Annotated in this window: 24 protein-coding genes; 1 reads left to right on the plus strand and 23 read right to left on the minus strand. The window is 64.1% G+C overall.

From position 1 onward, the window contains the following. Positions 1-6: 6 nt before the first annotated feature. The 20 genes from CXP40_RS11110 to CXP40_RS11205 are packed head-to-tail and all read right to left on the minus strand — an operon-like array spanning position 7 to position 18,008. On the minus strand, positions 7-1,233 hold the full coding sequence (locus tag CXP40_RS11110; RefSeq protein ID WP_106733747.1) for a beta-ketoacyl-ACP synthase: 1,227 nt from the start codon (positions 1,231-1,233) through the stop codon (positions 7-9). Continuing rightward, the gene (gene fabG, locus CXP40_RS11115; protein ID WP_106733748.1) at positions 1,233-1,976 is read right to left on the minus strand and encodes a 3-oxoacyl-ACP reductase FabG; all 744 of its coding nucleotides are present in this window, start codon (positions 1,974-1,976) and stop codon (positions 1,233-1,235) included. The genes CXP40_RS11110 and fabG overlap by 1 nt, the downstream gene beginning before the upstream one ends. Continuing rightward, positions 1,969-2,442 (minus strand): hotdog family protein, encoded by a 474-nt coding sequence (locus CXP40_RS11120; protein WP_041976427.1) that lies wholly within the window; start codon positions 2,440-2,442, stop codon positions 1,969-1,971. The genes fabG and CXP40_RS11120 overlap by 8 nt, the downstream gene beginning before the upstream one ends. Beyond that, positions 2,439-3,641, minus strand: a complete 1,203-nt coding sequence (locus CXP40_RS11125) for a beta-ketoacyl-[acyl-carrier-protein] synthase family protein (protein ID WP_106733749.1) — start codon at positions 3,639-3,641, stop codon at positions 2,439-2,441. The genes CXP40_RS11120 and CXP40_RS11125 overlap by 4 nt, the downstream gene beginning before the upstream one ends. After that, positions 3,641-4,135, minus strand: coding sequence for a hypothetical protein (locus CXP40_RS11130; protein ID WP_106733750.1), 495 nt, complete (start codon positions 4,133-4,135; stop codon positions 3,641-3,643). Before CXP40_RS11130 ends, CXP40_RS11125 begins: the two co-directional genes overlap by 1 nt. Next, positions 4,135-4,854, minus strand: a complete 720-nt coding sequence (locus tag CXP40_RS11135; protein WP_177429653.1) for a class I SAM-dependent methyltransferase — start codon at positions 4,852-4,854, stop codon at positions 4,135-4,137. The genes CXP40_RS11130 and CXP40_RS11135 overlap by 1 nt, the downstream gene beginning before the upstream one ends. Positions 4,855-4,866: 12 nt before the next feature. Next, entirely contained in the window at positions 4,867-6,114 is a 1,248-nt protein-coding gene (locus CXP40_RS11140; protein ID WP_106733751.1) for an NAD(P)/FAD-dependent oxidoreductase, read from the minus strand. Then, the gene (locus tag CXP40_RS11145) at positions 6,101-7,249 is read right to left on the minus strand and encodes a sodium:proton antiporter (RefSeq protein ID WP_106733752.1); all 1,149 of its coding nucleotides are present in this window, start codon (positions 7,247-7,249) and stop codon (positions 6,101-6,103) included. Before CXP40_RS11145 ends, CXP40_RS11140 begins: the two co-directional genes overlap by 14 nt. After that, entirely contained in the window at positions 7,246-9,573 is a 2,328-nt protein-coding gene (locus CXP40_RS11150) for an MMPL family transporter (protein WP_106733753.1), read from the minus strand. The genes CXP40_RS11145 and CXP40_RS11150 overlap by 4 nt, the downstream gene beginning before the upstream one ends. Next, on the minus strand, positions 9,557-10,159 hold the full coding sequence (locus tag CXP40_RS11155) for an outer membrane lipoprotein carrier protein LolA (protein WP_106733754.1): 603 nt from the start codon (positions 10,157-10,159) through the stop codon (positions 9,557-9,559). Before CXP40_RS11155 ends, CXP40_RS11150 begins: the two co-directional genes overlap by 17 nt. Then, positions 10,156-10,581: a thioesterase family protein gene (locus CXP40_RS11160; RefSeq protein ID WP_013713766.1), complete on the minus strand. Its 426-nt coding sequence runs from the start codon at positions 10,579-10,581 to the stop codon at positions 10,156-10,158. Before CXP40_RS11160 ends, CXP40_RS11155 begins: the two co-directional genes overlap by 4 nt. Further along, entirely contained in the window at positions 10,574-12,115 is a 1,542-nt protein-coding gene (gene hutH / locus CXP40_RS11165) for a histidine ammonia-lyase (RefSeq protein WP_106733755.1), read from the minus strand. The genes CXP40_RS11160 and hutH overlap by 8 nt, the downstream gene beginning before the upstream one ends. After that, positions 12,096-13,043: a glycosyl transferase gene (locus tag CXP40_RS11170; RefSeq protein WP_371916947.1), complete on the minus strand. Its 948-nt coding sequence runs from the start codon at positions 13,041-13,043 to the stop codon at positions 12,096-12,098. Before CXP40_RS11170 ends, hutH begins: the two co-directional genes overlap by 20 nt. Then, positions 13,040-13,786, minus strand: a complete 747-nt coding sequence (locus CXP40_RS11175; RefSeq protein WP_106733757.1) for a glycosyltransferase family 2 protein — start codon at positions 13,784-13,786, stop codon at positions 13,040-13,042. Before CXP40_RS11175 ends, CXP40_RS11170 begins: the two co-directional genes overlap by 4 nt. Then, positions 13,779-15,443, minus strand: a complete 1,665-nt coding sequence (locus CXP40_RS11180; RefSeq protein ID WP_106733758.1) for an acyl-CoA synthetase family protein — start codon at positions 15,441-15,443, stop codon at positions 13,779-13,781. Before CXP40_RS11180 ends, CXP40_RS11175 begins: the two co-directional genes overlap by 8 nt. Continuing rightward, a complete protein-coding gene (locus CXP40_RS11185) occupies positions 15,440-15,985 on the minus strand; it encodes a hypothetical protein (protein WP_106733759.1) in 546 nt (181 codons plus the stop codon). The genes CXP40_RS11180 and CXP40_RS11185 overlap by 4 nt, the downstream gene beginning before the upstream one ends. Positions 15,986-15,989: 4 nt before the next feature. After that, entirely contained in the window at positions 15,990-16,256 is a 267-nt protein-coding gene (locus CXP40_RS11190) for an acyl carrier protein (protein ID WP_017363360.1), read from the minus strand. Positions 16,257-16,268: 12 nt separating this feature from the next. Beyond that, the gene (locus CXP40_RS11195; protein WP_013713773.1) at positions 16,269-16,529 is read right to left on the minus strand and encodes a phosphopantetheine-binding protein; all 261 of its coding nucleotides are present in this window, start codon (positions 16,527-16,529) and stop codon (positions 16,269-16,271) included. Beyond that, positions 16,510-17,247, minus strand: a complete 738-nt coding sequence (locus tag CXP40_RS11200; RefSeq protein ID WP_013713774.1) for a 1-acyl-sn-glycerol-3-phosphate acyltransferase — start codon at positions 17,245-17,247, stop codon at positions 16,510-16,512. The genes CXP40_RS11195 and CXP40_RS11200 overlap by 20 nt, the downstream gene beginning before the upstream one ends. A 44-nt stretch (positions 17,248-17,291) precedes the next feature. After that, positions 17,292-18,008, minus strand: coding sequence for a beta-ketoacyl synthase chain length factor (locus CXP40_RS11205; RefSeq protein WP_106733760.1), 717 nt, complete (start codon positions 18,006-18,008; stop codon positions 17,292-17,294). A gap of 249 nt (positions 18,009-18,257) precedes the next feature. Between CXP40_RS11205 and CXP40_RS11210 the strand changes: the two genes are divergently transcribed. After that, on the plus strand, positions 18,258-19,028 hold the full coding sequence (locus CXP40_RS11210; protein WP_106733761.1) for a ParA family protein: 771 nt from the start codon (positions 18,258-18,260) through the stop codon (positions 19,026-19,028). A 43-nt stretch (positions 19,029-19,071) separates the two neighbouring features. On the opposite strand, the gene CXP40_RS11215 is transcribed toward CXP40_RS11210, so the two are convergent. The 3 genes from CXP40_RS11215 to trxC all read right to left on the minus strand — a co-directional run bounded on the left by CXP40_RS11215 (position 19,072) and on the right by trxC (position 20,962). Beyond that, a complete protein-coding gene (locus CXP40_RS11215; protein WP_106733762.1) occupies positions 19,072-19,869 on the minus strand; it encodes a universal stress protein in 798 nt (265 codons plus the stop codon). Positions 19,870-19,991: 122 nt separating this feature from the next. Further along, positions 19,992-20,435, minus strand: a complete 444-nt coding sequence (locus CXP40_RS11220; RefSeq protein WP_106733763.1) for a YiiD C-terminal domain-containing protein — start codon at positions 20,433-20,435, stop codon at positions 19,992-19,994. A gap of 92 nt (positions 20,436-20,527) precedes the next feature. Further along, positions 20,528-20,962 carry a thioredoxin TrxC gene (gene trxC, locus CXP40_RS11225; protein ID WP_106733764.1) on the minus strand — a complete coding sequence of 145 codons (435 nt, stop codon included), beginning with the start codon at positions 20,960-20,962 and terminating at the stop codon, positions 20,528-20,530. Positions 20,963-21,015 lie beyond the last annotated feature (53 nt).

Genomic DNA, 21,015 nt, shown 5'->3' on the forward strand with positions numbered 1-21,015 from the left:
TGAAGATCAGTGCCAGCGCTTGAAGATCAGCGAGGTGTTCACGCCACCGAAGGCGAAGTTGTTGTTCATCACGTACTCGTGGCTCATCTGGCGGAACTCGCCGCGCAGGTAGTCCAGCTCGCCACAAGCCGGATCGATGGCATCCAGGTTGTGGGTGTGCACGTAACTGTCCGAGTTCATCATCTCGATGCTGAACCAGGACTCCAGTGCGCCGCAGGCGCCCAATGTGTGGCCGAAATAACTTTTCTGCGAGCTGATGGGCATGCGCGGGCCGAACAGGCTGCTGGTGGCCAGGGTTTCGGCCACGTCGCCCTGCTCGGTCGCGGTGCCATGGCCGTTGACGTAACCGATGGCGGAAGGTTCCAGGCCGGCGTCATCGAGCGCCAGCTGCATCGCTCCGCGCATGGTTTCCTGAACCGGCTTGGTGGCGTGCTGGCCATCGGAGTTGCAGCCGAAACCGACGATCTCGGCATGGATGGTGGCGCCACGGGCGAGGGCGTGTTCCAGCTCTTCGAGCACAAGGATGCCGGCGCCTTCGCCGATCACCAGGCCGTCGCGGCTGCTGTCGTAGGGGCGTGGGCTGGTGTGCGGGGCGTCGTTCTTCAGACTGGTGGCGTAGAGCGCATCGAAGACCATGGCCTCGGTCGGGCACAGCTCTTCGGCGCCACCGGCGAGCATCATCTTCAGGCGGCCGAACTTGATCGCCTCGTAGGCATAGCCGATGCCCTGGCTGCCGCTGGTGCAGGCGCTAGAGGTCGGGATCAGGCGGCCCTTGAGACCGAAGAAGATGCTGATGTTGGCCGCGGTGGTGTGCGGCATCATGCGGATGTAGGAGTTGGCGTTGAGGCCGTCGGCCACCGAGTTCAGCAGCATGTTGCCGAAGGCCTTGACCTCCTCGGTGCTGCCGGTGGACGAGCCGCAGGCCACGCCCATGCGCCCGTCGGCGATGCACGGATCGCCGAGCAGGCCGGCGTGTTCCAGCGCGCGCTCGGCGGCGAACACCGCCAGCTTGGATACCCGGCCCATGCTGCGGGTCTGCTTGCGATTCCAGTGCTTGGGCTGGACGAAGTCGTCCACCGGCCCACCCAGACGGGTATTGAGCTCGGTGAAACGATCCCACTCATCCATGCGCCGGATACCACTCTTCCCGGCCTTGAACGCGGCCGAGATGGTTGGCCAGTCGCTGCCCAGCGAGGTGATGCCGGCCATGCCGGTAACTACTACACGTTTCATCAGCACAGACCGCCATTCACTGCGAGAACCTGGCGGGTAATGTACGCCGCCTCGCTGGACATCAGGAAGTTCACTGCAGCGGCGACTTCCTCCGGGGTGCCCATGCGCGCTGCCGGAATCATCTTGAGAATTTCCTCCACCGGCACCAGCTCGTCGAGAATCTCGGTGTCGATCAGGCCGGGCGCCACGCAGTTCACGGTGATCTTGCGCTTGGCCAGTTCGATCGCCAGGGCCTTGGCGGCGCCGATCACGCCGGCCTTGGAGGCGCTGTAGTTGACCTGACCGCGGTTGCCGACCAGCCCCGACACCGAGGTGATGCAGACGATACGGCCTGGCGCGCGACGGCGGATCATCGGCATGGTCAGTGGGTGCAGTACGTTGTAGAAACCGTCCAGGTTGGTACGCAGCACCTGATCCCAGTCGTCTTCGGAGAGCGCCGGGAAGGCGCCATCGCGGGTTAGGCCGGCGTTGCATACCACGCCGTAGTAGGCACCATGGGCCTCGATATCGGCTTCCAGCGCTTCGCGGCAGGCTGCGCGGTCGGACACGTCGAATTGCAGGATGCGCGCCTGGCGGCCCAGTTCGGCGATCTGCGCCTGTACGGCTTCGGCCTCATCGCGGCGCGAGCGGCAGTGCAGGACGATGTCATGGCCCGAACGCGCCAGGCGCAGGGCGATGGCGCGGCCGATGCCACGGCTGGAGCCGGTGACCAGTACGGTGGCGGCGGAAGTAGTTTCAGTCATGGGATTGTTCTTGCGATTCTTGTGGCTCTTGTAAATAGACCGCCGGTTGTGGCGGGCGGAACACATTGAGGCGGGCTTCGGCCTGGATGTCGGGGCCTTGCAGGTGGCATTCGAACACGCCCATGCCGTTGTCGTCCTGCAGCGAGCACAGGGCGCGGATGCGCAGTTCGCTGCCGGCTGGAAAGTACTCGACGTTGCAGGCGTACTTGCGTGTGCCAAGCAGGAATCCCAGTTCCACCGGCAGGCCTGCGCGTCTGGCCTGGATGCCGGCGAAGGCGGCGATGGCCTGCGCCATCAGCTCGATACCGGTCCAGGCTGGCAGATTGCCGTCGGCATCGCTGAGCAGGCCATCTGGACGCACCACGAGGCGCACCTCGATCGCTTCCGTATCGCAGCTCAGCACTTCGTCGAGCAGCACCATGTTGCCGGCATGGGGCACCAGTTCGGCGACGGGCCAGAGTTTCATGGCGCATCCCCCAGAATTAGGGCGACATTGTTGCCGCCAAAGGCGAAGGAGTTGCTCATCAGATGGCGGCCCTGTTTGCGCGGAAGCTGGGCACCGGCTTGGACGAGCTCGATCGGTGCCAGTTCGGGATCGCGCTGTCCGTCCCAGAGGTGCGGTGGCAGCAGTCCGTCACGGTTGTACTCGCTCAGCGTCAGCCAGCAGAAGGCCGCCTCCAGTGCACCTGCGGCGCCCAGGGTGTGGCCGGTCATGGGCTTGCTCGACGAGCAGGGCAGGCCATTGGGGAACAGGGCGTGCACCGCTTTGCTCTCCATCGCGTCGTTGTGGCGGGTGGCAGTGCCGTGCAGGTTTAGGTAGTCGATCCGATCCGGCGTCAGGCCGGCGCTGGCCAGGGCCTTCTCCATGGCGGCTCGGGCGCCGACCCCTTCTGGATGCGGGGCGGAAATATGGTGGGCATCGGACGTGGCGCCACCGCCGAAGAAGGCGATGGGCGCAGCCTCGCGCGTCATCAGGAACAGGGCCGCCGCTTCGCCGATATTGATGCCGTTGCGATTTGCCGAGAACGGATTGCAGGGCTCGGCGGAAACCGCCTCCAGCGATGAGAACCCATTAAGGGTCAGGCGGCACAGGCTGTCGACGCCACCGCAGATCACCGCGTCGCACAGGCCCATGCGCAGCAGGCGCTGGGCGCTGAGCAGGGCGCGGGCGCTGGAGGTGCAGGCGGTGGACTGGCAGTAGACCGGGCCAGTCAGTTTCAGCCAGTCCGCCAGGAAGTTCGCTGGCGCGGCCATCTCCTGCTGGATGTAGTCGTACTCGGCTGGCAGCGCGCCATCGTCGAGCTGGCGCCCGATATGCTCGCCCGCTTCGCGAATGCCCGAGGTGCTCGTACCCAGCACCAGGCCGACGCGGTGAGCACCATGGCGGGCGATGGCCGCGCGCAGTTCGGGCTCGATCTGCAGCGCGGCTGCAAGTAGCAGTTGGTTGTTGCGACTGTGCGAGCGCTCGAAACCGGTCGGCATGGCTGGCAGATCGGCATGCACGGCACCGACTGTCAGGCAGCGTTCACTGACCCAGCCGTCTTCGGCACGCATGCCCGAGGTATCGCCGGCGAACAGCGCATCGGCAACGGCCTGCTTGCCTTCGCCCAGGGCGCAGATCACGCCGAGTGCATTGAGGTAGCCGGGGGTAGGGGCACGGGACATCAATCGCTTTCTTCCAGGTTCAGTGCATGTATCCGGTAGTTCAGGCCGGTCTTGCCAAGGGTGAAATTCAGTGGGCCGTGGTAGTCGACGGTCCAGTCCGGCGCAAGGCGGCGTTGGTCATCGCGCACCTGTTGCCAGCTGCCGGCCGGGTAGGCCTGCAGCGCGTCGCCTCGGGTCAGGGCAAACAGCAGCGCAGCGAACAGTTCTCGCGCTTCGGTATTGGGTGGCAACAGGCCGTCGTTACGCCAGTGCCCGGCGTCCAGTAGCTGACGCGCCTGTGGTATGCCGAGCGGATCCATCAGTGACCAGCGCAGGGCCGAACCCTCGCGCTGGATCACCAGCAGCCAGTCCTGTCGCACCTGTGCCTGCTCACGCTGGATCTGCAGGCTGAGCGGCAAGGGCGCGACCAGTGCTGGTGGCGTCTGCGGCACGGGAGTATGTGCGGCGCAGGCGCCCAGCAACAGGCTGGCGACGATCAGGAGTATGCGTGGCATCACGGTTTGCGCGCCACTACGTTTAGCAGCGTTTCGTCGCGTTGGCCGACCGGCTTTGGTCGCATCAGTCCCCAGCGCTCCAGCAGGCCGAAGTCCTTGGAGCGGCTCCACCACAGATAGGGGTACGAAACACTGCTCTCTTCGAACTGGAAACCCTGCGCGCTGAGCATTTGCAGGTACTGCTCGGCGCTGCGTTGTACGTGCATCGGGTGACGGAACAGCCAGCGGATCACCCAGGTGTCGATGTAGTACTTGGTCGACTCGGCCAGCAGCAATCGGCCACCCGGTTTCAGCACGCGCCAGAACTCGGCGAGGGCTTTCTCCTGTTCCACCAGGTGATGCAGCGTCTGGTGGCAGAACAACAGGTCGACGCTGGCGTCGGGCAGGTCGATGGCGGCGCAGTCGCTGGCGATCAGCTCGACGTCGAGGCCCAGGCGCTCGGCCTCGCGGCGCGAGCATTCGAGGCTGTGTGGGTCAGCGTCAAGGCCGATCATCCGCACCGGTGCGAAGGCTGCGTCGAGCAGGCCGAAGGAGCGCCCCTGGCCACAACCCGCATCCAGCAGCACGGGCGCGTGCGGCAATGGTTCGCCGATCAGGCGCACCAGGTCGTTGATCGCGACCCGCAGTACATGGTGTTGCCAGACATGGCTCTGCAGGAACCAGAAGCCGAAGCGGGTTTCTTCGACGTAGGTGGGCGAGACGGGGCGCAGGCTGCTCATCGACGATCCTTGTCAGGCTTGGGAACAGAGCTCTGCGAGAACTCGCAGGCGGCGGCGTGGTTCGGACACGTAGGGATTCTTACCGTCCCAGGCGTAGCCGGCAAGGATCGAGCTGATCATGCGGCGAATCTCCGGCGAGGCGTTCTCGTAGTAGATCACGTCCTGGAAGGAACCCTCGTACCAGCCTTCGACGTAAACGCGGAAGGTATCCACGCCACGCTTGAGCGGGATGGCGAACTCGTTTTCCCAGTCCACCGTTTCGCCACCCAGCTGGCGATGCAACAGCCCGGCGGCCATGCTCGCCGAACGCATGGCGATGGTCACGCCCGAGCTGAATACCGGGTCGAGGAATTCGGCAGCGTTGCCCAGCAGGGCGAAGCCTGGGCCGTGCAGGCTCTTGACGTTGGCCGAGTAACCGTTGATCTCGCGCGCCGGGGTATCCCACACGGCATTGCCGAGCACCTTGCTCAGCGATGGTGTTTCGGCAACGAACTGCTTGAGACAGGCATCGAGATCCTTCGGGGAGTTCTCGTAGTGCTCGGCCGCGGCGACCACGCCCAGCGAGCAACGGCCGTTGCTGAATGGAATGGTCCAGAACCACACGTCGCGCAGAGTCGGGTGAGTGGTGATGAGGATCATCTCGCGGTTGAAGCCCGAGGCCGGGTCGATGCGATCCTCGATATGGGTGAACACAGCACGGCGGACCGGGAAGGCCGACGGCGTGTCGAGATCGAGCAGGCGCGGCAGCACGCGGCCATAACCACTGCCGTCGAGGACGAAGGCGCACTCGACCTGGTATTCGAAACCATCGGCCAGGCGGCGTACCGACAGGCGCGGACAATCACCACTGAAGTCGGCGGCGAAGATTTCTTCCTCGTAGCGGATCTCCACACCCTGGCGCTCGGCTTCGTCGGCCAGCAACTTGTCGAAGTCGGCGCGGATGACCTGATAGGTCGAACCCTTGCCCTCGGTGAATTTGTCGCGGAAGTCGAAGCTGGTGTAACGCTCACCCCAGGCGAACGCAGCACCGTGCTTGGTCTGGAAACCAGCGGCCTGCACGGCCTCAAGCATGCCGGCTTCTTCGACGAAGTCCAGGCAGTGCGACAGCAGACTCTCGCCGATGGAAAAGCGTGGGAAGCGCTGGCGCTCCAGCACCAGTACGTCATGACCCTTGCGTTTGAGGATGGCGGCTGCGATGGCGCCGGACGGGCCGGCACCGATGACGACGATCTGGCGTTGTTCGAGTTCAGGAGATTTCATAGCGGGCTTTCGCTTCATGATTGGCCGCATGCCGGCCCAGCAGGGCAGGCAGCAGAGTAGAGAATAGACTCATCAGCAGCAGGCCGAAGTACACCGTTGAATCAATCAGCTGGAGCTGCAGGAGCAGGTTGAGGAACACGATTTCGGTCAGGCCACGGATGTTCAGCAGCAGGCTTTCGCGCCACTTGATCCGTGCCGACGCGGCCGGGTCTGCCCAATGTAGGCCCAGCCAGCTGCCAAGCACCTTGCTGATGACCGGCAGCGCCAGCAGGGTACCCAGTACCAACCAGGACAGGTGTTGATCCAGGCCATGGAAATCGACGCGCAGCACGCCATAGGTAAGGATCAGTGGGACTGCGAGCCCATTCATCGCGCGTTTCCAGTGACGCTCCGCCAGTGGCAGGACGAAGGGCTGGCGCAGGTAACCCAGACACAGCATGTAGCCGATACCGAACACCAGCGCATTCAGTTCAAGCTGCTGCAACGCCAGCATCAAGGCGAAGAACGGCAGGCTGTAGAACGACGGATGACGCAGCCTGGCGGCACGCAGCAACAGGGGCAGCAATGCCGCCAACAAGGGCCATAGCAGCGTTGCTGGCTGGCTGCTGCCCTGGGCCAGGCCGAACAGACTCCAGCACATGAAATCCATCAGGATTGCCGCATGCAGCAGGCGTTTGCTGTCGGCAGCCGGGTAGCCGATGCTCTGCAGAAACAGGTAGAGCACGGGAATGGCGGTAATGGAGAACAGCAGGCCGATGCCGACTGCACTCAGCCAGCCGCGCTCGCCGGGCAGTAACCAGAGCGAACAGGCCAGGCCTGCGAGCATCGGTACGAGGAAACTGGGCAGGGCGATCTTCACGCACGCCGGGCTGAGGTCGAGATCGATCACGTCGCTGAGGATATAGCCGAGTAGCAGCGCAAAGCACAGACCGTAGGCAGGCTCCAGCCAGCCTGGTGCGAGCAGGTCGGTGGCGCTCAATTGCCAGTGCGGCTCGGCCCACAGCAACAGCAGCGCCGGGATGGCCAGTGCGGCCACCAGCAATTGGCCGACGATGGGAATCAGGCGCCGCCCGCCGATGACGCTAACCATCGCGTAGAGGGCCAGGGCCAATAGCCAGAACAGAGCGACGGTCACGGTTGCTGCTCCCTTGCCTGCGCATCAGTTGCCCAGGGCGCGAGCAAAAAGCTGAAGGCCAGGCCGATGCTGATGGTCAGGCCGAAGTTGCTCACCGCCGGGGTGCTCGATACGGCCAGCAGGCCGAACGACAGCCAGGTGGTCAGCGCTGACAGCAGTGTGCCGAGCAGGCTGGTGGCCGCGCCGCCTACCTGCTCACGGATCAGAATGGCGTAATCCACGCCGATGGCCGTGACCAGCAGCAGACCGAACAGGCTGAACAGCGTCAGCGGCTGGCCGAGCCAGCCGAGGCTGGCCAGGCTTGCCAGTGCGGCCAGCAGCGATACCGCCAATATGCGTGCTGCGCCGCGTGTGCCGAAGGAAATGCACAGCACGGCGAAGATCAGCAGGCATGAGGCCAGCTTGAGTTCGGCGGCGCTGACCTGCGTAGCAGCGAACAGGCGGTTGAGCTCACCAAGGCGGTCGACCAGCTTCACGCCCTCCAGTTCTTCGGCCTGCGCCGCGAGCAGGTCGCTGTTGCTCAGCCCCTGCAAGCTGATCAAGCCGGCGACCTGACCGTTGGCTGTTCGGCCCAGCCAGAGCGGTCGCCAGGGTTCACCGAGCGGTTCGGTGAGCACCTGTTGGATATTCAACAACGGCAGCGCTTGTAGCTGCCGCGCCTCTTGCTCGATGGCGGCGAGGGGAATGCCCAGCTCGGTAAGCGCGGCGCTGTGTTGCGGCAGCTGTGCCACGGCCTGGCGAAGTTTTTCCTGCTGTGTGAGTGGGGCGATCACTTGGCTCAACGCCAGATAGCTCTTCAGTTGGCCTTGTTCAACCAGCTTGTCCATGCGCTGGCTCAGCAGTTGCTGGCGTTGCAGCAATTGCTCTTCGTCGTCCCCGCGCACCAGAAAGAACTGGCTGGTAGGCTGGGCGCCGACGATCTGGCTGATGGCTTTCGACTGCTCCAGCAATTGTGGTGGCACGCTGGCCCACTGGCGCAGGTCGTCCTTGTGCGAGAGTTGCAGCAGGCCGCCCGCGCAGAACAAAGCGAAGATCAACAGCAGCCAGGGTGTCGACAGGCGGCGGAGCAAGGCTTCCCGCCAGTCGAGCAGACGCTGCGCCAGGGTGTGGGGTGGGTGCCACGGGCGGATCGCAGTCTTGCCCAATAGGGTTGGCAGCAGGAACAGGGTACTCAGATAGGCACCGAGCAGACCGGCAGCAGAAAATATCGCCACCTGCTTGAGCGCCGGGAAGGGTGTGAAGGCCAGGGCCAGATAACCGATGACATTGGTCAGCAGGCCGAGGGTCAGGCCGAGCAGCGTGGCGCGCAGGGCTCGCCAGCTATCCCAGGGCTGCAAAGTCCAGCTTTTCGACAGCAGGTGCAGCGGATAGTCGATGGCCACGCCGATCAGGCTGGCGCCGAGCACCAGTGTCATCACGTGCACATGGCCGAATACCGCCACGCACGCCGTGAGCCCTGCCAATACGCCGATGGCGGCGGGAACGAACGCCAGCAGTACGCGTACCCGGCGAAACACCAGCAGCATCAGCAGCAGGGCGCCGGCACTGGCGATGCCGCCCATCAGGCTGATCTCGCGAGTGGCCTGGCGCTGGCCATGGGCGGAATAGAGCAGGCCGCTGCTGGCAAGCAACTGGCCGCCGTGCGCCTCGACTTCGTCGCGTGCCTGAGCGACCAGATCATCGACGGCCAGCGCCAGGTTGCCATCGAAGGCGTCGGCATTAGTTCGGGCACGCAGCAGCGCCCAGGTGGTTCCATCGTTTTCGGCGATCAGCGCGCCGCTGAGATCGACCTGAATATTGTGATGATGCGGGAGGTTCTTCTCGGCCAGCATGCTCAGGCCGAGCAGGTCGTCGTTGGTGGCGACCACGCCCTGGCTGCGGAACGGGTCGAACAGATCCTGCGTGCGCCTGGCCACGAACGCCGCAGGATTGTCGATCAGCAACTGGCGATCGGCCGCTGGCAGCAGCGCCAGGCGCTGATCCTGCAATTGCTGTCTGATGTTGTTCAGGTCGGCTTGCGGGTCCCACTGCACCTTCTCGAACAGCGTCTGTTGCTGCCAGCGTGCGCCCAGTTGCGCAGCCAGCGCCAAGGCCTGCTCGCGTTGCGGGTGGCTGATCAGTATCAGCAGTTCGCGGTTCAGCGGCTCCTGCATGCGTTGCACGGCCAGCTCTTCGAGGGCGTCCGGCTTGCCGCTGGGCACCAGCTCCAGCAGGTTGGCCGAGATGGGCGCACCACCGCGCCACTGCCAGGCGGCGACGGCAAGAAGCAGGAGCAGGGCGAGCGGAAAGAGCCGTGAACCCCAGTATTCAACTCTGGAAGTCATGTCGCTCCCTGTCGCTCAGGGATTGACCGGCCCGGTTGTCCTCAAGGCGCAGCACGGTGCTGTCGCCCTGGGTTTCCTGCAGTTCGATACGCTGCACCAGCGCGCCGCCGCTGATCACGATGGCCTTGAATACCTGCTTGAGCAGCACACTGCGGGGCGTCAGATCGAGCTGCCAGTTGTCAGCGCTGCCGCTCAGGCTGAGGTCGAAGTCCTGACGCAGGCCGCTGCTGTCACCTTTCAGAACGGCGAGGAACAGGCGGTTCTGCTGGGCCGTGGCGCTCTGCTGGGCGACGAACTGCCAGCCCTGCTCGGCACGCCGGGCAATGCCCTGGTCATCGATACGGTAGTCCTGCTGCAAAGGCCGTTCGAGCAGCCAGAGCAGCCCGTAGTCCTTGGCCAGCACGAAGGTGCCGCGGCTGGTCAACGGTTGCGGCAGGGCGCGCAGGTGCTTCTCCTGAATGAAGCTGCCGCGCACCACCTCGGGTTTGCCGAGCTGTTCGCTGAGCTGGTCGAGATCGAAGGCCAGCGCCAGCTGGGCTGCGGCGCTCAGAAACAGGCCAAGAGCCGCACCGAGAAAGCGTTTCACGCGATGGCCCTCTGTACGGCATCGATGAACACCTGGGGCGAGGCGAACTGCATTTCTCGCGTGGCGATCTCCACGGCGACCTGCACGGTGCTGCCGCGGGTCATGCGTTCGCCGGTCTCAGCATCGCTGATCAGGTAGTTGATCTTCAGGCGGCTTTCCCATTCCACCAGGTCGGCGCGCACGATGATGCGCTGGCCGAACTGGGCGCCGCGCACATAGCGTACCTGCAGGTCGATCACCGGCCAGGCGTAGCCGGAGTCGCGCATCTGCCGGTAGTTGTGGTCGAGCTTATCGAGCAGGGCGCAGCGCGCCTGCTCGAAGTATTTGACGTAATGGCCGTGCCAGACGATTTCCATCATGTCGACGTCATAGAACTGCACCTGCAGTTCGATCTGCGCCTGCAATACGCCCTTGCTACGCATACAGCCTCCAGTGCTGAGTGCGGATACGCTCCAGGCACAGGCGCAGTTCGCCTTCCAGGGCGCGGTCTTCGATCACCGGCGGGAAATCGCTGGCCAGTTGCTCGCGCATGGCCGCCAGTGGCGCGGGGATGTCCTGCTTGCCTGCCTGCTCGCGCAGCCAGACGCCCTGGTTAGCGGCCAGCAGCGTGGCAGCGGCGACCTGTTCGGTCAGCTCCAGGCTGCGCAGGGCATCGCGTGCGGCGATGGTGCCCATGCTCACCTTGTCCTGGTTGTGGCACTCGGTGGAGCGCGAGAACACGCTGGCCGGCAGGGTGTTCTTCAGTGCTTCGGCAGTCCAGGCGCTGGCGCCGATCTGCACGGCTTTGAAACCGTGGTTGATCATCGCCGTCTCGACCGGTGCGCCGGACAGGTTGCTCGGCAGACCGTGGTTGTAGCGAGTGTCGACCAGCAGAGCGAGCTGGCGGTCGAGCAGGTCGGCGACGTTGCCGACCAGGTTCTTCAGGCTGTCCATGGCGAAGGCGATATGCCCGCCGTAGAAGTGGCCGCCGTGCAGGGTGCGCTCGGTCTCGGCGTCGAACAACGGATTGTCGTTGGCGCTGTTGAGTTCGATCTCGATGAACTGGCGCAGCAGGCCCAGGCTATCGGCCAGCACGCCAAGCACATGTGGCGCGCAACGGATCGAATAGCGATCCTGCAGGCGATGTAGCGGCGGCAGTGGCGCTTCGACGGCCAGATCCTGGCGAATCCAGGCGGCGACCTGGGTCTGGCCCGGGTGCGGCTTGGCGGCGAACAGGCGCTCGTCGAAGTGCTCCGGATTGCCTTCCAGGGCGATCACGTTGAGCGCGGTGATGCGCGTCGCCAGCTTCAGCAGGTAGTCGGCGCGGGCGTAGGCCAGGCAGGCCAGGGCGGTCATCACCGCGGTGCCGTTCATCAGCGCCAGGGCTTCCTTCGGGCGCAGGGTCAGTGGCGTCCAGCCGAGTTCTTCATGCACCTCGGCGGCGCTGCGACGTTCACCCTTGTACAGCACCTCGCGTTCACCGCTGAGGGTGGCGGCGACGTAGGACAGCGGCGTGAGGTCGCCGCTGGCGCCGACCGAGCCTTCTTCCGGGATCAAGGGCAGCACGTCATGGTCGATGAACGCCTGGATACGCTCCAGCAGTTCCACTCGTACCCCGGACACACCGTGGCACAGGGACTGCAAGCGGGCGGCGAGCACCGCACGGGTGCTGGGGGCGTCGAGCAGCTTGCCCAGGCCGCAACCGTGGAAGGTGAACAGGTGTTGGGGCAGCGCCTCGACCTGATGCAATGGCACGGCTACCACGCAGGAGTCGCCGTAGCCGGTGGTGACTCCATAGATCACGCCTTCCTTGTCCAGCAGGGTGTCGAGAAAGCGCGCGCCCTTGGCGATTTTTTCACGATAGGCCGCATCGTCCTGCAATTGGGCGCGGGCCTGGCGCTGCGACAGGGCTACGATGTTCTCGATGTTCAGCGGGCGCTCGCCGAAGATCACCGGCTCAGGCTGGTATGTCGTCATCTCGCTTCCAGAAAGGGTAGAAGTTGAACCATTGTTGGGGGGCGTCCAGGCAGTGTTCACCCAGGCGTTGCGCATAGCGTTGTGCCCAATCACGGATCACCTGATCGCGCTCGTTGCGCTTCCAGGTCACCGCGTCGGCGAAGTGCTCCAGGCGTACCTGGTAGCGGCCATCGATTTTCAGGCAGTGGATCAGCTCGACCGGGCAATGCAGCAGGCCGGCCAGCAGCCAGGGGCCTTGGGGAAAGGCGGCCGGTAGGCCGAGAAAGTCGACCACCACGCGGCGCCCGCCATGCAGGGGCACGCGATCACCGGCGATGGCCAGCCATTCTCCGCGCTCCAGGCGTTCGGCCAGTTGCAGCATGATCGCCGGGTCCAGTTCGCTGACCTGGATCAGGCGCAGATGGCTGGCGCCGGACTCGCCCAGCAACCGGTTGAAGCGCTCGGCATGCTTGGTGTGCACCAGCACGTTCATGCGCACCTGTTCGCCGAGCTCGGCCAAGGCTCGGCACACCTCCAGGTTACCCAGGTGCGCACCTACCAGCAGGCGGCCACGGCGATCGCCGTGCAGGCGTTCACGCAGATTGTCGGGATCGACCAGTTGCAGTTCCTGTAGCGGCAAGCGGCCGTTCCAGACATCGAGCTTGTCCAGCAGGCTGTCGGCGAAAGCGAAGAACTGTCGCAGCACCGAGCCTCGGCTCGGGCGCAAGTCGGGGCGTGCGCTCCAGGCGGCCAGGTTGTCTTGGTACTGATGGATGCTGGTGCGTGCGCTGCGGCCGAAGATGTAGAAGTACAGGACGATCAGGTACAACAGTGGCACCAGGGGGCGACGGCCGAGCAGGCGCGCAGCCGTGATGGTGAAGCGCATCAGCAGAAAACTGCCGCGCTCCTTCTGTCGGGCCCAGTGGTCGTGGTGCTCGGCAGTGCTCATGTGGCCAGCCTGCGCCATAGAATTCGCGGTGCGCGCAGCAGCATGCCGAAGAACAATCGCGCATGCATGCCGGAGATCAACAGGTTGTCGTGCCACAGGCGAAAGTGCGAAAGGCCGTCGGCCGGGTAATGCACGCGGGTCGGCAGCCAGTGCATCGGCTGCTCGCGCCAGGCCATGCGTACCAGAATCTCGGTGTCGAAATCCATGCGCCGGCCGAGTTTCACCGTGTCGAGCAGTGCCAGGGTGGGCGGCAGCGGATAGACGCGGAAGCCGCACATCGAGTCGCGAACCTGCAACGACAGGCAGTTGATCCAGACCCACACGTGGGTCAGGTAGCGTGCATAGAGGCGCGACCTGGGCACGCTCGCATCGTATTGCGGGTAGCCGCAGACCATTGCCTCTGGATGCGCTCGAGCGGTGTCGAGGAAATCATCGATTCTGCTCAGGTCATGCTGGCCGTCAGCATCGACCTGCAGCGCATGGCTGTAACTGAGGCGCGCCGCTTCGCGTAGACCGGCCATCACCGCGCCGCCCTTGCCCAGATTGCTGGGCAGGCGCAGCAGATGGACGCCGGGCTGCTGCGCCAGATCGTCCATGACGGCCGCGCAGCTGGCGCTGGAACCATCGTCAACCAGTACGCAGGGGAGATCGGCGCGGCGCAGTTCGCTGACCACACCGGGTAACGGCCGCTCGTGGTTGTAGACCGGGATCACCGCGCAGGGCTTGAAGCCTGACTCAGCCATGGGCCGGCTCCAGCAGGATACGACCAGAAGAACAGGCCGCTTCGCCATTGTGATAGGCGAAATAGAGTTTGCCGCGTTCGCTGTCGAAGCGCAGGGTCAGTTGCAGGGTGTCGCCGGGGCGCACCAGTTGCTGGAACTTGAGCACTTCCATACCGGCGAAGCGTGGCGGCAGATGAGGGATCAACTGGCGTGCCAGTTGTTGCGCCCAGTCCACCTGCACCACTCCAGGCAGCACTGGGGTCTGTGGGAAATGGCCGGTGAAGTGGGCGAGGTCAAGCGGTACCTGCAACTGCAGCAGCCATTCGCCGTCGCGCTCTTCGGCGCTGACGGGCTCCACCCGCGTCGGCCTCGGTGCGCTCAGCAGGCTGTCGACCTGGCTTTGCGGAAGCTTGCCCTGGCTGCTGTAGGGCAGCTCCAGCAGCAGGCGCCAGCGGCGCGGCAAAGCGATGGCTTCGCAATGATCGGCCAGGTGCCGGCGCAGGGTATCGGTCACGGTGCGACGGCCCTGGTTGCGCAGGGCGTGTACGCCGGTCGGGCTCAGTGCCAGCAAGGCCCCGAGGTAGGCGCGACCCTCCTGAACGACACCCAGGCGGGCATCGGCAACCCAGTCATGATTGACCAGTGCCTGCTCGATCATGGGCAGGGAGATGCGCTTCTCCTCCAGCTTGACGATGCGATCCAGTCGTCCGCGCAGGACGAAACGACCGTCGTCACCGATCTCGGCGGCATCCGCGCTCTGTTCGACATGCCCGGCTGGCAAATACGGCGAGGCGATGCGCAGGGCTCCGGCCTCATCCAGGCTCAGTTCGACGCCGGTGAACGGTTGCCAAGGCGTGTCACCCTGGCGCCAGCCGATACCGCCGGTTTCCGAGCTGCCATAGATTTCCGTCGGCCATTGGCCCAGACGGTCATGTAGGGCCTGCGCTGCTTCGGCGGGCAGGGCGCCGCCGGAAGAGAACACCTGCTTCACCCGGCTCAGTGCCGGCCAGTCGAGGTTGTCGCCCATGCGCTTGAGCAGGGCCGGGCTGGCGACCCAGACGAAATGGGGCTGACTGAGGCTGACCTGCTGCAGGTCTTCAGGGAATGGCAGGGCGCGGCTGTGCACCGGGCGACCGGCGCATAGCGGCCAGAGCAGGCGGAACAGCAGGCCATAGATATGTTGGCAGGCGACGCTACCAAGCACGCAAGCCTGGCCCAGGTGCTGCCCCCACAAGTGCTCCAGGGCTTCGACCTCGTTGGCCAGTTGCGCCAGGCTCTTGTCGATCAGCTTGGGTTCGCCGCTGGAGCCCGAGGTGCACAGGGTCAGGCGGCACTGCTCGGGCAGCAGGCGGGCGCCAGGTAGAGGCGCTGCATCCAACCCCGCCAGGTCATCGAGCCACAGGTCGACCTGGGCCGCCAGGCGCTGACGTGTTTGCGCCTGGGCATCGGCCGGCAGCAATACCTGCACCCCGGCGCGCCAGGCTCCGAGCAGGGCGATGGCCAGCTCACCAGCATCTTCCAGATACAGCGCCACGCGTTGTACGCCTTGCGTTTGCAGGGCAGCAGCCAGACGCAAGGCGCGCTCACGCAGCTCTGGATGAAACAACACGGGCTCCAGGGTCACCTGGCGCTCGGGCTGAGCCTCCAGCAACAGATCGGAGAGGGGCAGCCAAATCATTCGTGTTTCCTTACCTGCTGGCGGATCAACCATTCGCCAGCGAACAGCAGGCCAATCAGGCCATAAGAGATGAAACCGGTGTACAGCGTCCACCAGGAGAGCGGCGCCCAGGCTGCGAGGGCCATCAACAGGAAGGTGTTGCCGAGAAAGAACAGCGCCCACACCTTGGTGACGGTGCGGGTATAGCGCACTGCGACTTCAGGTAGTTCAGGCTCGCGCAGGCGCGCCAGGCGCTCTACCAGCGGCGGGCCGAACTTCAGGCTGAGGCCGAACAGTGCCAGCAGCATCAGGTTGAGCAGTACCGGGTACCAGCGCAACAGGGCCGGTTCGTCCGCCAGGCCGAGCACCAGGCAGAACGCCAGGGCCGTAGCGGCCAGCCACAGGCCCCCTGGCCGGCGACGGGCAGTCAGCGCACGGGCGAGCCAGAGCCCGCCCAGCAGAGCCGCGAACAAACGTGGCGACCAGTGCTCCATGCCGTAATAGACGGCGAAGGGATAGAGCACGCCGGCTATCAGCAGTAGCAGGCCAAACAAGCGAGCCATTTGATCAGGCTTGGGCCGGGGGCGCTTCGTTGATCAGGCGGTACACGGCATCGACCACGTCACCCACGCTGCGTACGCTCTTGAATTCCTCGGCGGCGAGCTTGCGGCCGGTCTGACGCTTGATGTGGTCGATCAGGTCGACGGCGTCGATGCTGTCGATTTCCAGATCTTCATACAGGCTGGCTTCCAGGGTGACGCGCTCGGCATCCAGTTCGAACAGCTCCACCAGGGCGCTGCGCAGGGTGACGAAGATTTCTTCGCGGCTTTGCATCTGGAGTAATCCTCAAGCGGTTTGCTGGGCGGAAACGAACGCAGCCAGGCTCGCGACATTGGCGAAGTGCTTGCGAGTGTCCTTGGCTTCGGCGTCGATCTTGATGCCGAAGCGCTTCTGGATCGCCAGCCCAAGCTCCAGCGCGTCCACCGAGTCCAGGCCGAGGCCTTCGCCGAACAGCGTCTGTTCCGCGCCAATGTCGTCGGCGCTCATGTCCTCGAGGCCGAGGGCATCGATGATCAGGTTCTTGATTTCACGTTGCAGATCGCTCATCTGAGGCGAGCTCCTTCATAAAGTGTTGATGCAGATGGTCGTTGAGCTTGCGCGAGGCAATCGGCAATGGGGCCTGCTCGGTGAATTGCCGCGGGTCGATATCCTCCCCGACCCGCAGGCGAAAGTGAAAACGACGCGACGGAATGCTGTACCAGGGCTCGGCCTTGGTCAGGGTCGTCGGTGTCACGCTGATCACCACGGGGGTGACCACGCTGGCGCCGCGTACCGCGATTGCTGCAGCGCCGCGGTGAAACTCCGGGTTGGTGCCGGGCACCGTGCGGGTGCCTTCCGGGAAAATGATCAGGGTCTCGCCGCTTTGCAGGGCGCCGGCTGCTTCGTCGAGCATGTCCATGCTGCCGCTGTTGCTGATGTACTGAGCGGCGCGAATCGGGCCACGCATGCAGGGGTTTTCCCACAGGCTCTGCTTGACCACGCAGTTGGCGTCGCGGATGAAGGCGATCAGCACCACTACGTCGATCAGCGAGGGGTGATTGGCAATCACCATCTGGCCGGGACGGCCCAGGCGTTCGGCGCCCTCCACCTCATAGGTGAGTACACCCGTGCGGAACATGAACTGCACGAATACGCGAAAGGTCCAGCTGACCACTGCACGCGCCCGGGTGCGGCGCTGCAGGACATCGCCAGGCAGCAAGCCAAGCACAGGGAAAACCAGCACGCGCAGCAACACGCCGCCGACCCCGAAGAGGGCGAAGCTCAATGCCGTCGCGATGAGTCTCCATGCATACGGCGGGCTGTAGGGACTCAGTCCTCGTTGCGTGACCAGATCCATTGGCGGTCTTTCCAGTAGTGAGTCAGCGTTCGCTGCCCGCCATGGTAGGCACGCAGCAGATTCAGGGGGTGTGGCCAGGCGGCAGGTAAGCCAGGTTCGGCGGGCGCGAGGCTCAAGGTCCAGGTTTCGCCCGGTTTCAACAGCAGGGCCAGCGCGTAGGAAAAGGGTACGTCATCTATATAGGGCGTGTAGAGGTCGGGCGGCGATTCCTCTGCGACGACCAGCAAGACGCCGGGGGCACCCTCGGCAAGTAGCCCGCCGGCCTCGAGCATGGCTTGCTCCAAACCGTCTCCTGTCGCAGCCATAGCAGTCATCTCGCTGCTATCCTCACGCAGGATCGACCACAGGCCGATGATCGCGTTGTGCACGGAGAGGCTGAACTGGGTAGGCGACAGCGGCTCACCTTTGGCGAGTTCGGTAAGAATGGCAAGCGTGCGCGGCGTTTCGCCGTGGCGCGAGGCGAACACCAGGGGAAGTGGGCCTTGCCCTTCGGCCAGGGGCCAGGCGACATGGAACAGCATGCGCGCCAGTCGGCTGAGGCGGCGGCGTTGCATGGCAGGCAGAAAACTCACGTCCGGCTGCTGCTGGTCGTCACGCACGACCGTGGGGGCGTTGCACCAGGCCCGCCAATCATCCTCTGACTCCAGGCCGGGGGCCCAGGCGCGCAATCCTTCGATCTGGAAATTCATAGCACGAGGCTTTTCGCCACTCCGGGCATACTGGGCGGCACGACGAGTCGCCTGAAAGAGATGGAGTCAGTCAGTGCCATGGCATAGTGCCGGTACTTGTTCGGGCGGGCATTATCTAGATGCGCGCGGCACTGTGCAAATGTTGTGCAGCATCTTCTGATGGGCGGATGATGGCGTTGTGGTCTGCTTCTCGTGTCTGTCATGGGCTTTGCATAGAATCCGCGGTATTCGAAATCAGGGAGAGCGACGATGCGACGTGTGGTGTTCAACCAGAAGGGCGGCGTAGGCAAGTCCAGTATCGCCTGCAATCTTGCGGCAGTGAGTGCGGCGCAGGGCTATCGCACACTGCTGATCGACCTGGATGCTCAGGCCAACTCGACCCATTACCTTACTGGGCTGACCGGCGAGGAAATTCCCATGGGCATCGCCGATTTCTTCAAGCAAACCCTGTCGTCCGGGCCGTTCGCCAAGAAGGGCAAGGTCGATATTTACGAAACCCCCTTCGACAACCTGCATGTGGTCACGGCCACGGCCGAACTGGCCGAGCTGCAGCCCAAACTCGAGCAGAAGCACAAGATCAACAAGCTGCGCAAACTGCTCGACGAGCTGGCCGAAGATTACGACCACATCTACCTGGATACTCCGCCGGCACTGAATTTCTATACGGTTTCAGCCTTGATCGCCGCGGACCGCGTGTTGATTCCCTTCGACTGCGACAGTTTCTCGCGCAACGCGCTGTACGGCCTGCTGGCCGAGATCGAGGAGTTGAAGGAAGACCATAACGATGGTCTGGAGGTGGAAGGCATCGTGGTCAACCAGTTCCAGCCGCGCGCGACTTTGCCGCAGCAGTTGCTCGATGAGCTGATTGCCGAAGGATTGCCGGTGTTGCCGGTGAACCTGATGAGCTCGGTGAAGATGCGTGAGTCGCACCAGGCGTGCACGCCGCTGATCCATCTGGATGCGCGGCACAAACTGACCCAGCAGTTCGTCGAACTGCACGATCTGCTCAATCAGGCTTGAAGGTCTGTCAGCTAAATCAAGGCGCCCGTGGGCGCCTTGTTCGTTAGCGCACCACGAACACGTCGCAGGGCGCCTTGTGCAGGAAGTGCTGTGCCAGGCTGCCCAATAGAGCTTGAGAGAAGGCGCTACGGCCGTGGCTGCCGAGTACCAGCAGTTCTGCTCGACGCGTCTTGATCTGCTCCTGCAGGCTGCGCAGGATGCCGCCTTGCAGCACTTCATGGCTCAGTTTCGGGCCGTCCGCTGGAAATTTCTGCGCTTCGTCGAGCAGTAGCTGATCGATCAGGCCTTGCTGAGTCTGCAGTTGCAGTTCGACCTGTTGCGGCGTGCCCTTGTCAGGTTCGAATACATGCAGGGCGTGCAACTCGGCATGGCCGGGCAGCAATTGATAGGCCTGGCCGAGTGCGCTGCAGGCGCACAGGGAAAAATCGATGGCGGCCAGCGCCCGCTGGTAAGGCTGGAAATCGTTGCGCGCTACCAGTAGCAGCGGCACGGTGCAGCGTCGGGCGATGCGATCGAGGCTGGTGCCGGAGAAGAAATCGTGACGCTTCTGATGCCCGCCCAGGACCAGCAGGTCGCAGCCGCTGTCCTGCACCTGTTGCAGCACCACCTCGGAAGGCTTGCCGCTGAGCATGCGCAGCTCTGTACCGGGCGGGGCGTATTGGGTCAGGCTGCAATCCAGCGCCTGGCGCGCTTTCTCGTGCTGGTCGCTGCTTTGGCTCGGGTCGAGCACATGGAGCATGGTCAGGCGGGCGTTATGCTGCTGGGCCAACTGGGTGGCGCGGCACAGCGCCATGTCAGCAGTGTCGCGCAGGTCATGGGCAATGAGGATGTGCTTGAACATGGTGACGGCTCTCCTGCCGATACCCCTCGGCAATTTTATTGTGCCTGTTCAGATAGCCGCTCTTTTGACCTATGGCAAGGTCAGGGACTGTTACCGAGTGCGAATGCAGGCAGCGGCGTCATTCAGCGTAAACGCAATTGGTAGTAGCCGCGACTTTCTGCGACCACTTCGCCGCTGCCGTCGGTCAGTTGCAGCTCCAGCAGGTACTCGGCCTTGCCCTGCTGGCTGGCCTGTTCTTCCAGGCTGGCGATTGCTTCGGGCGAAAGGCGCGCCTCGACCTGGATGTCACCTGTGGCTGGGCGACGAAAACGCAGGTTCATTTCCTTGATGATGGGGTAGAAGCGCTGGGCGTCGAAGCTGGTCAGAAACAGCGCGCCGCCGGGTATTTCTGCAAGGGTGAAGAGGGCGCCGGCGTACATGCTGCCGATATGATTCTGGTTGCCTTGCAGGGGCATGCGCAGGCTTACGAAACCTGGTTCCAGCACCTCGGCTTTGAGGCCGCTGCGTTTGACGAAGGCGATCTGTTCTTCGGTGAGTTGGCGGGCGATTTCAACGGGCAGCGGCATGGCGAAACTCCTTGAGCGGATGTTTTGCCAGACTAAGGGGCCAGTGGCGCGCTGCAATTGACCGCAGAGCCCGTGGCGAGTGACCGAAGCGCTCAGATACCCTGCTGACGCAGCCATGCCTGCAGTTGCGGCAGCGACATGGCGCCACTCTGGCGGGCGACTTCGATGCCGCCCTTGAACAGGATCAGGCTGGGAATCGAACGGATACCCAATTGCCCGGCCAGGTTCGGGTTGGCCTCGCTGTCCAGTTTGCCCAGGCGGCAGCGCCCCTGCAGTTGTGTGGCTGCCTGCTGGAAGGTTGGCGCGAAGGCCTGGCAGGGGCCGCACCAACTGGCCCAGACATCCACCAGCAATGGCAGGTCGCCCTTCAACTGACTGGCGAAGTTGGCTTGGGTCAGGGTAATCGGTGCAGCGGGCAGCACTTCACTCTTGCAGCGGCCGCAGCGCGGGGCGTCGTTCAGGCGCTCGGCAGGAATACGGTTGAGCCCGTTGCAGTGCGGGCAGGGAATCAGCAGCGGATCGGACATGAGGCGAGGCTCCGTGGGGCATGTGCATTAAATGGAGCCAGCGCCTGCGGATA

Source organism: Pseudomonas sp. YY-1, from assembly GCF_002843095.1.
GTDB classification, from domain to species: Bacteria; Pseudomonadota; Gammaproteobacteria; order Pseudomonadales; family Pseudomonadaceae; genus Aquipseudomonas; species Aquipseudomonas sediminis_A.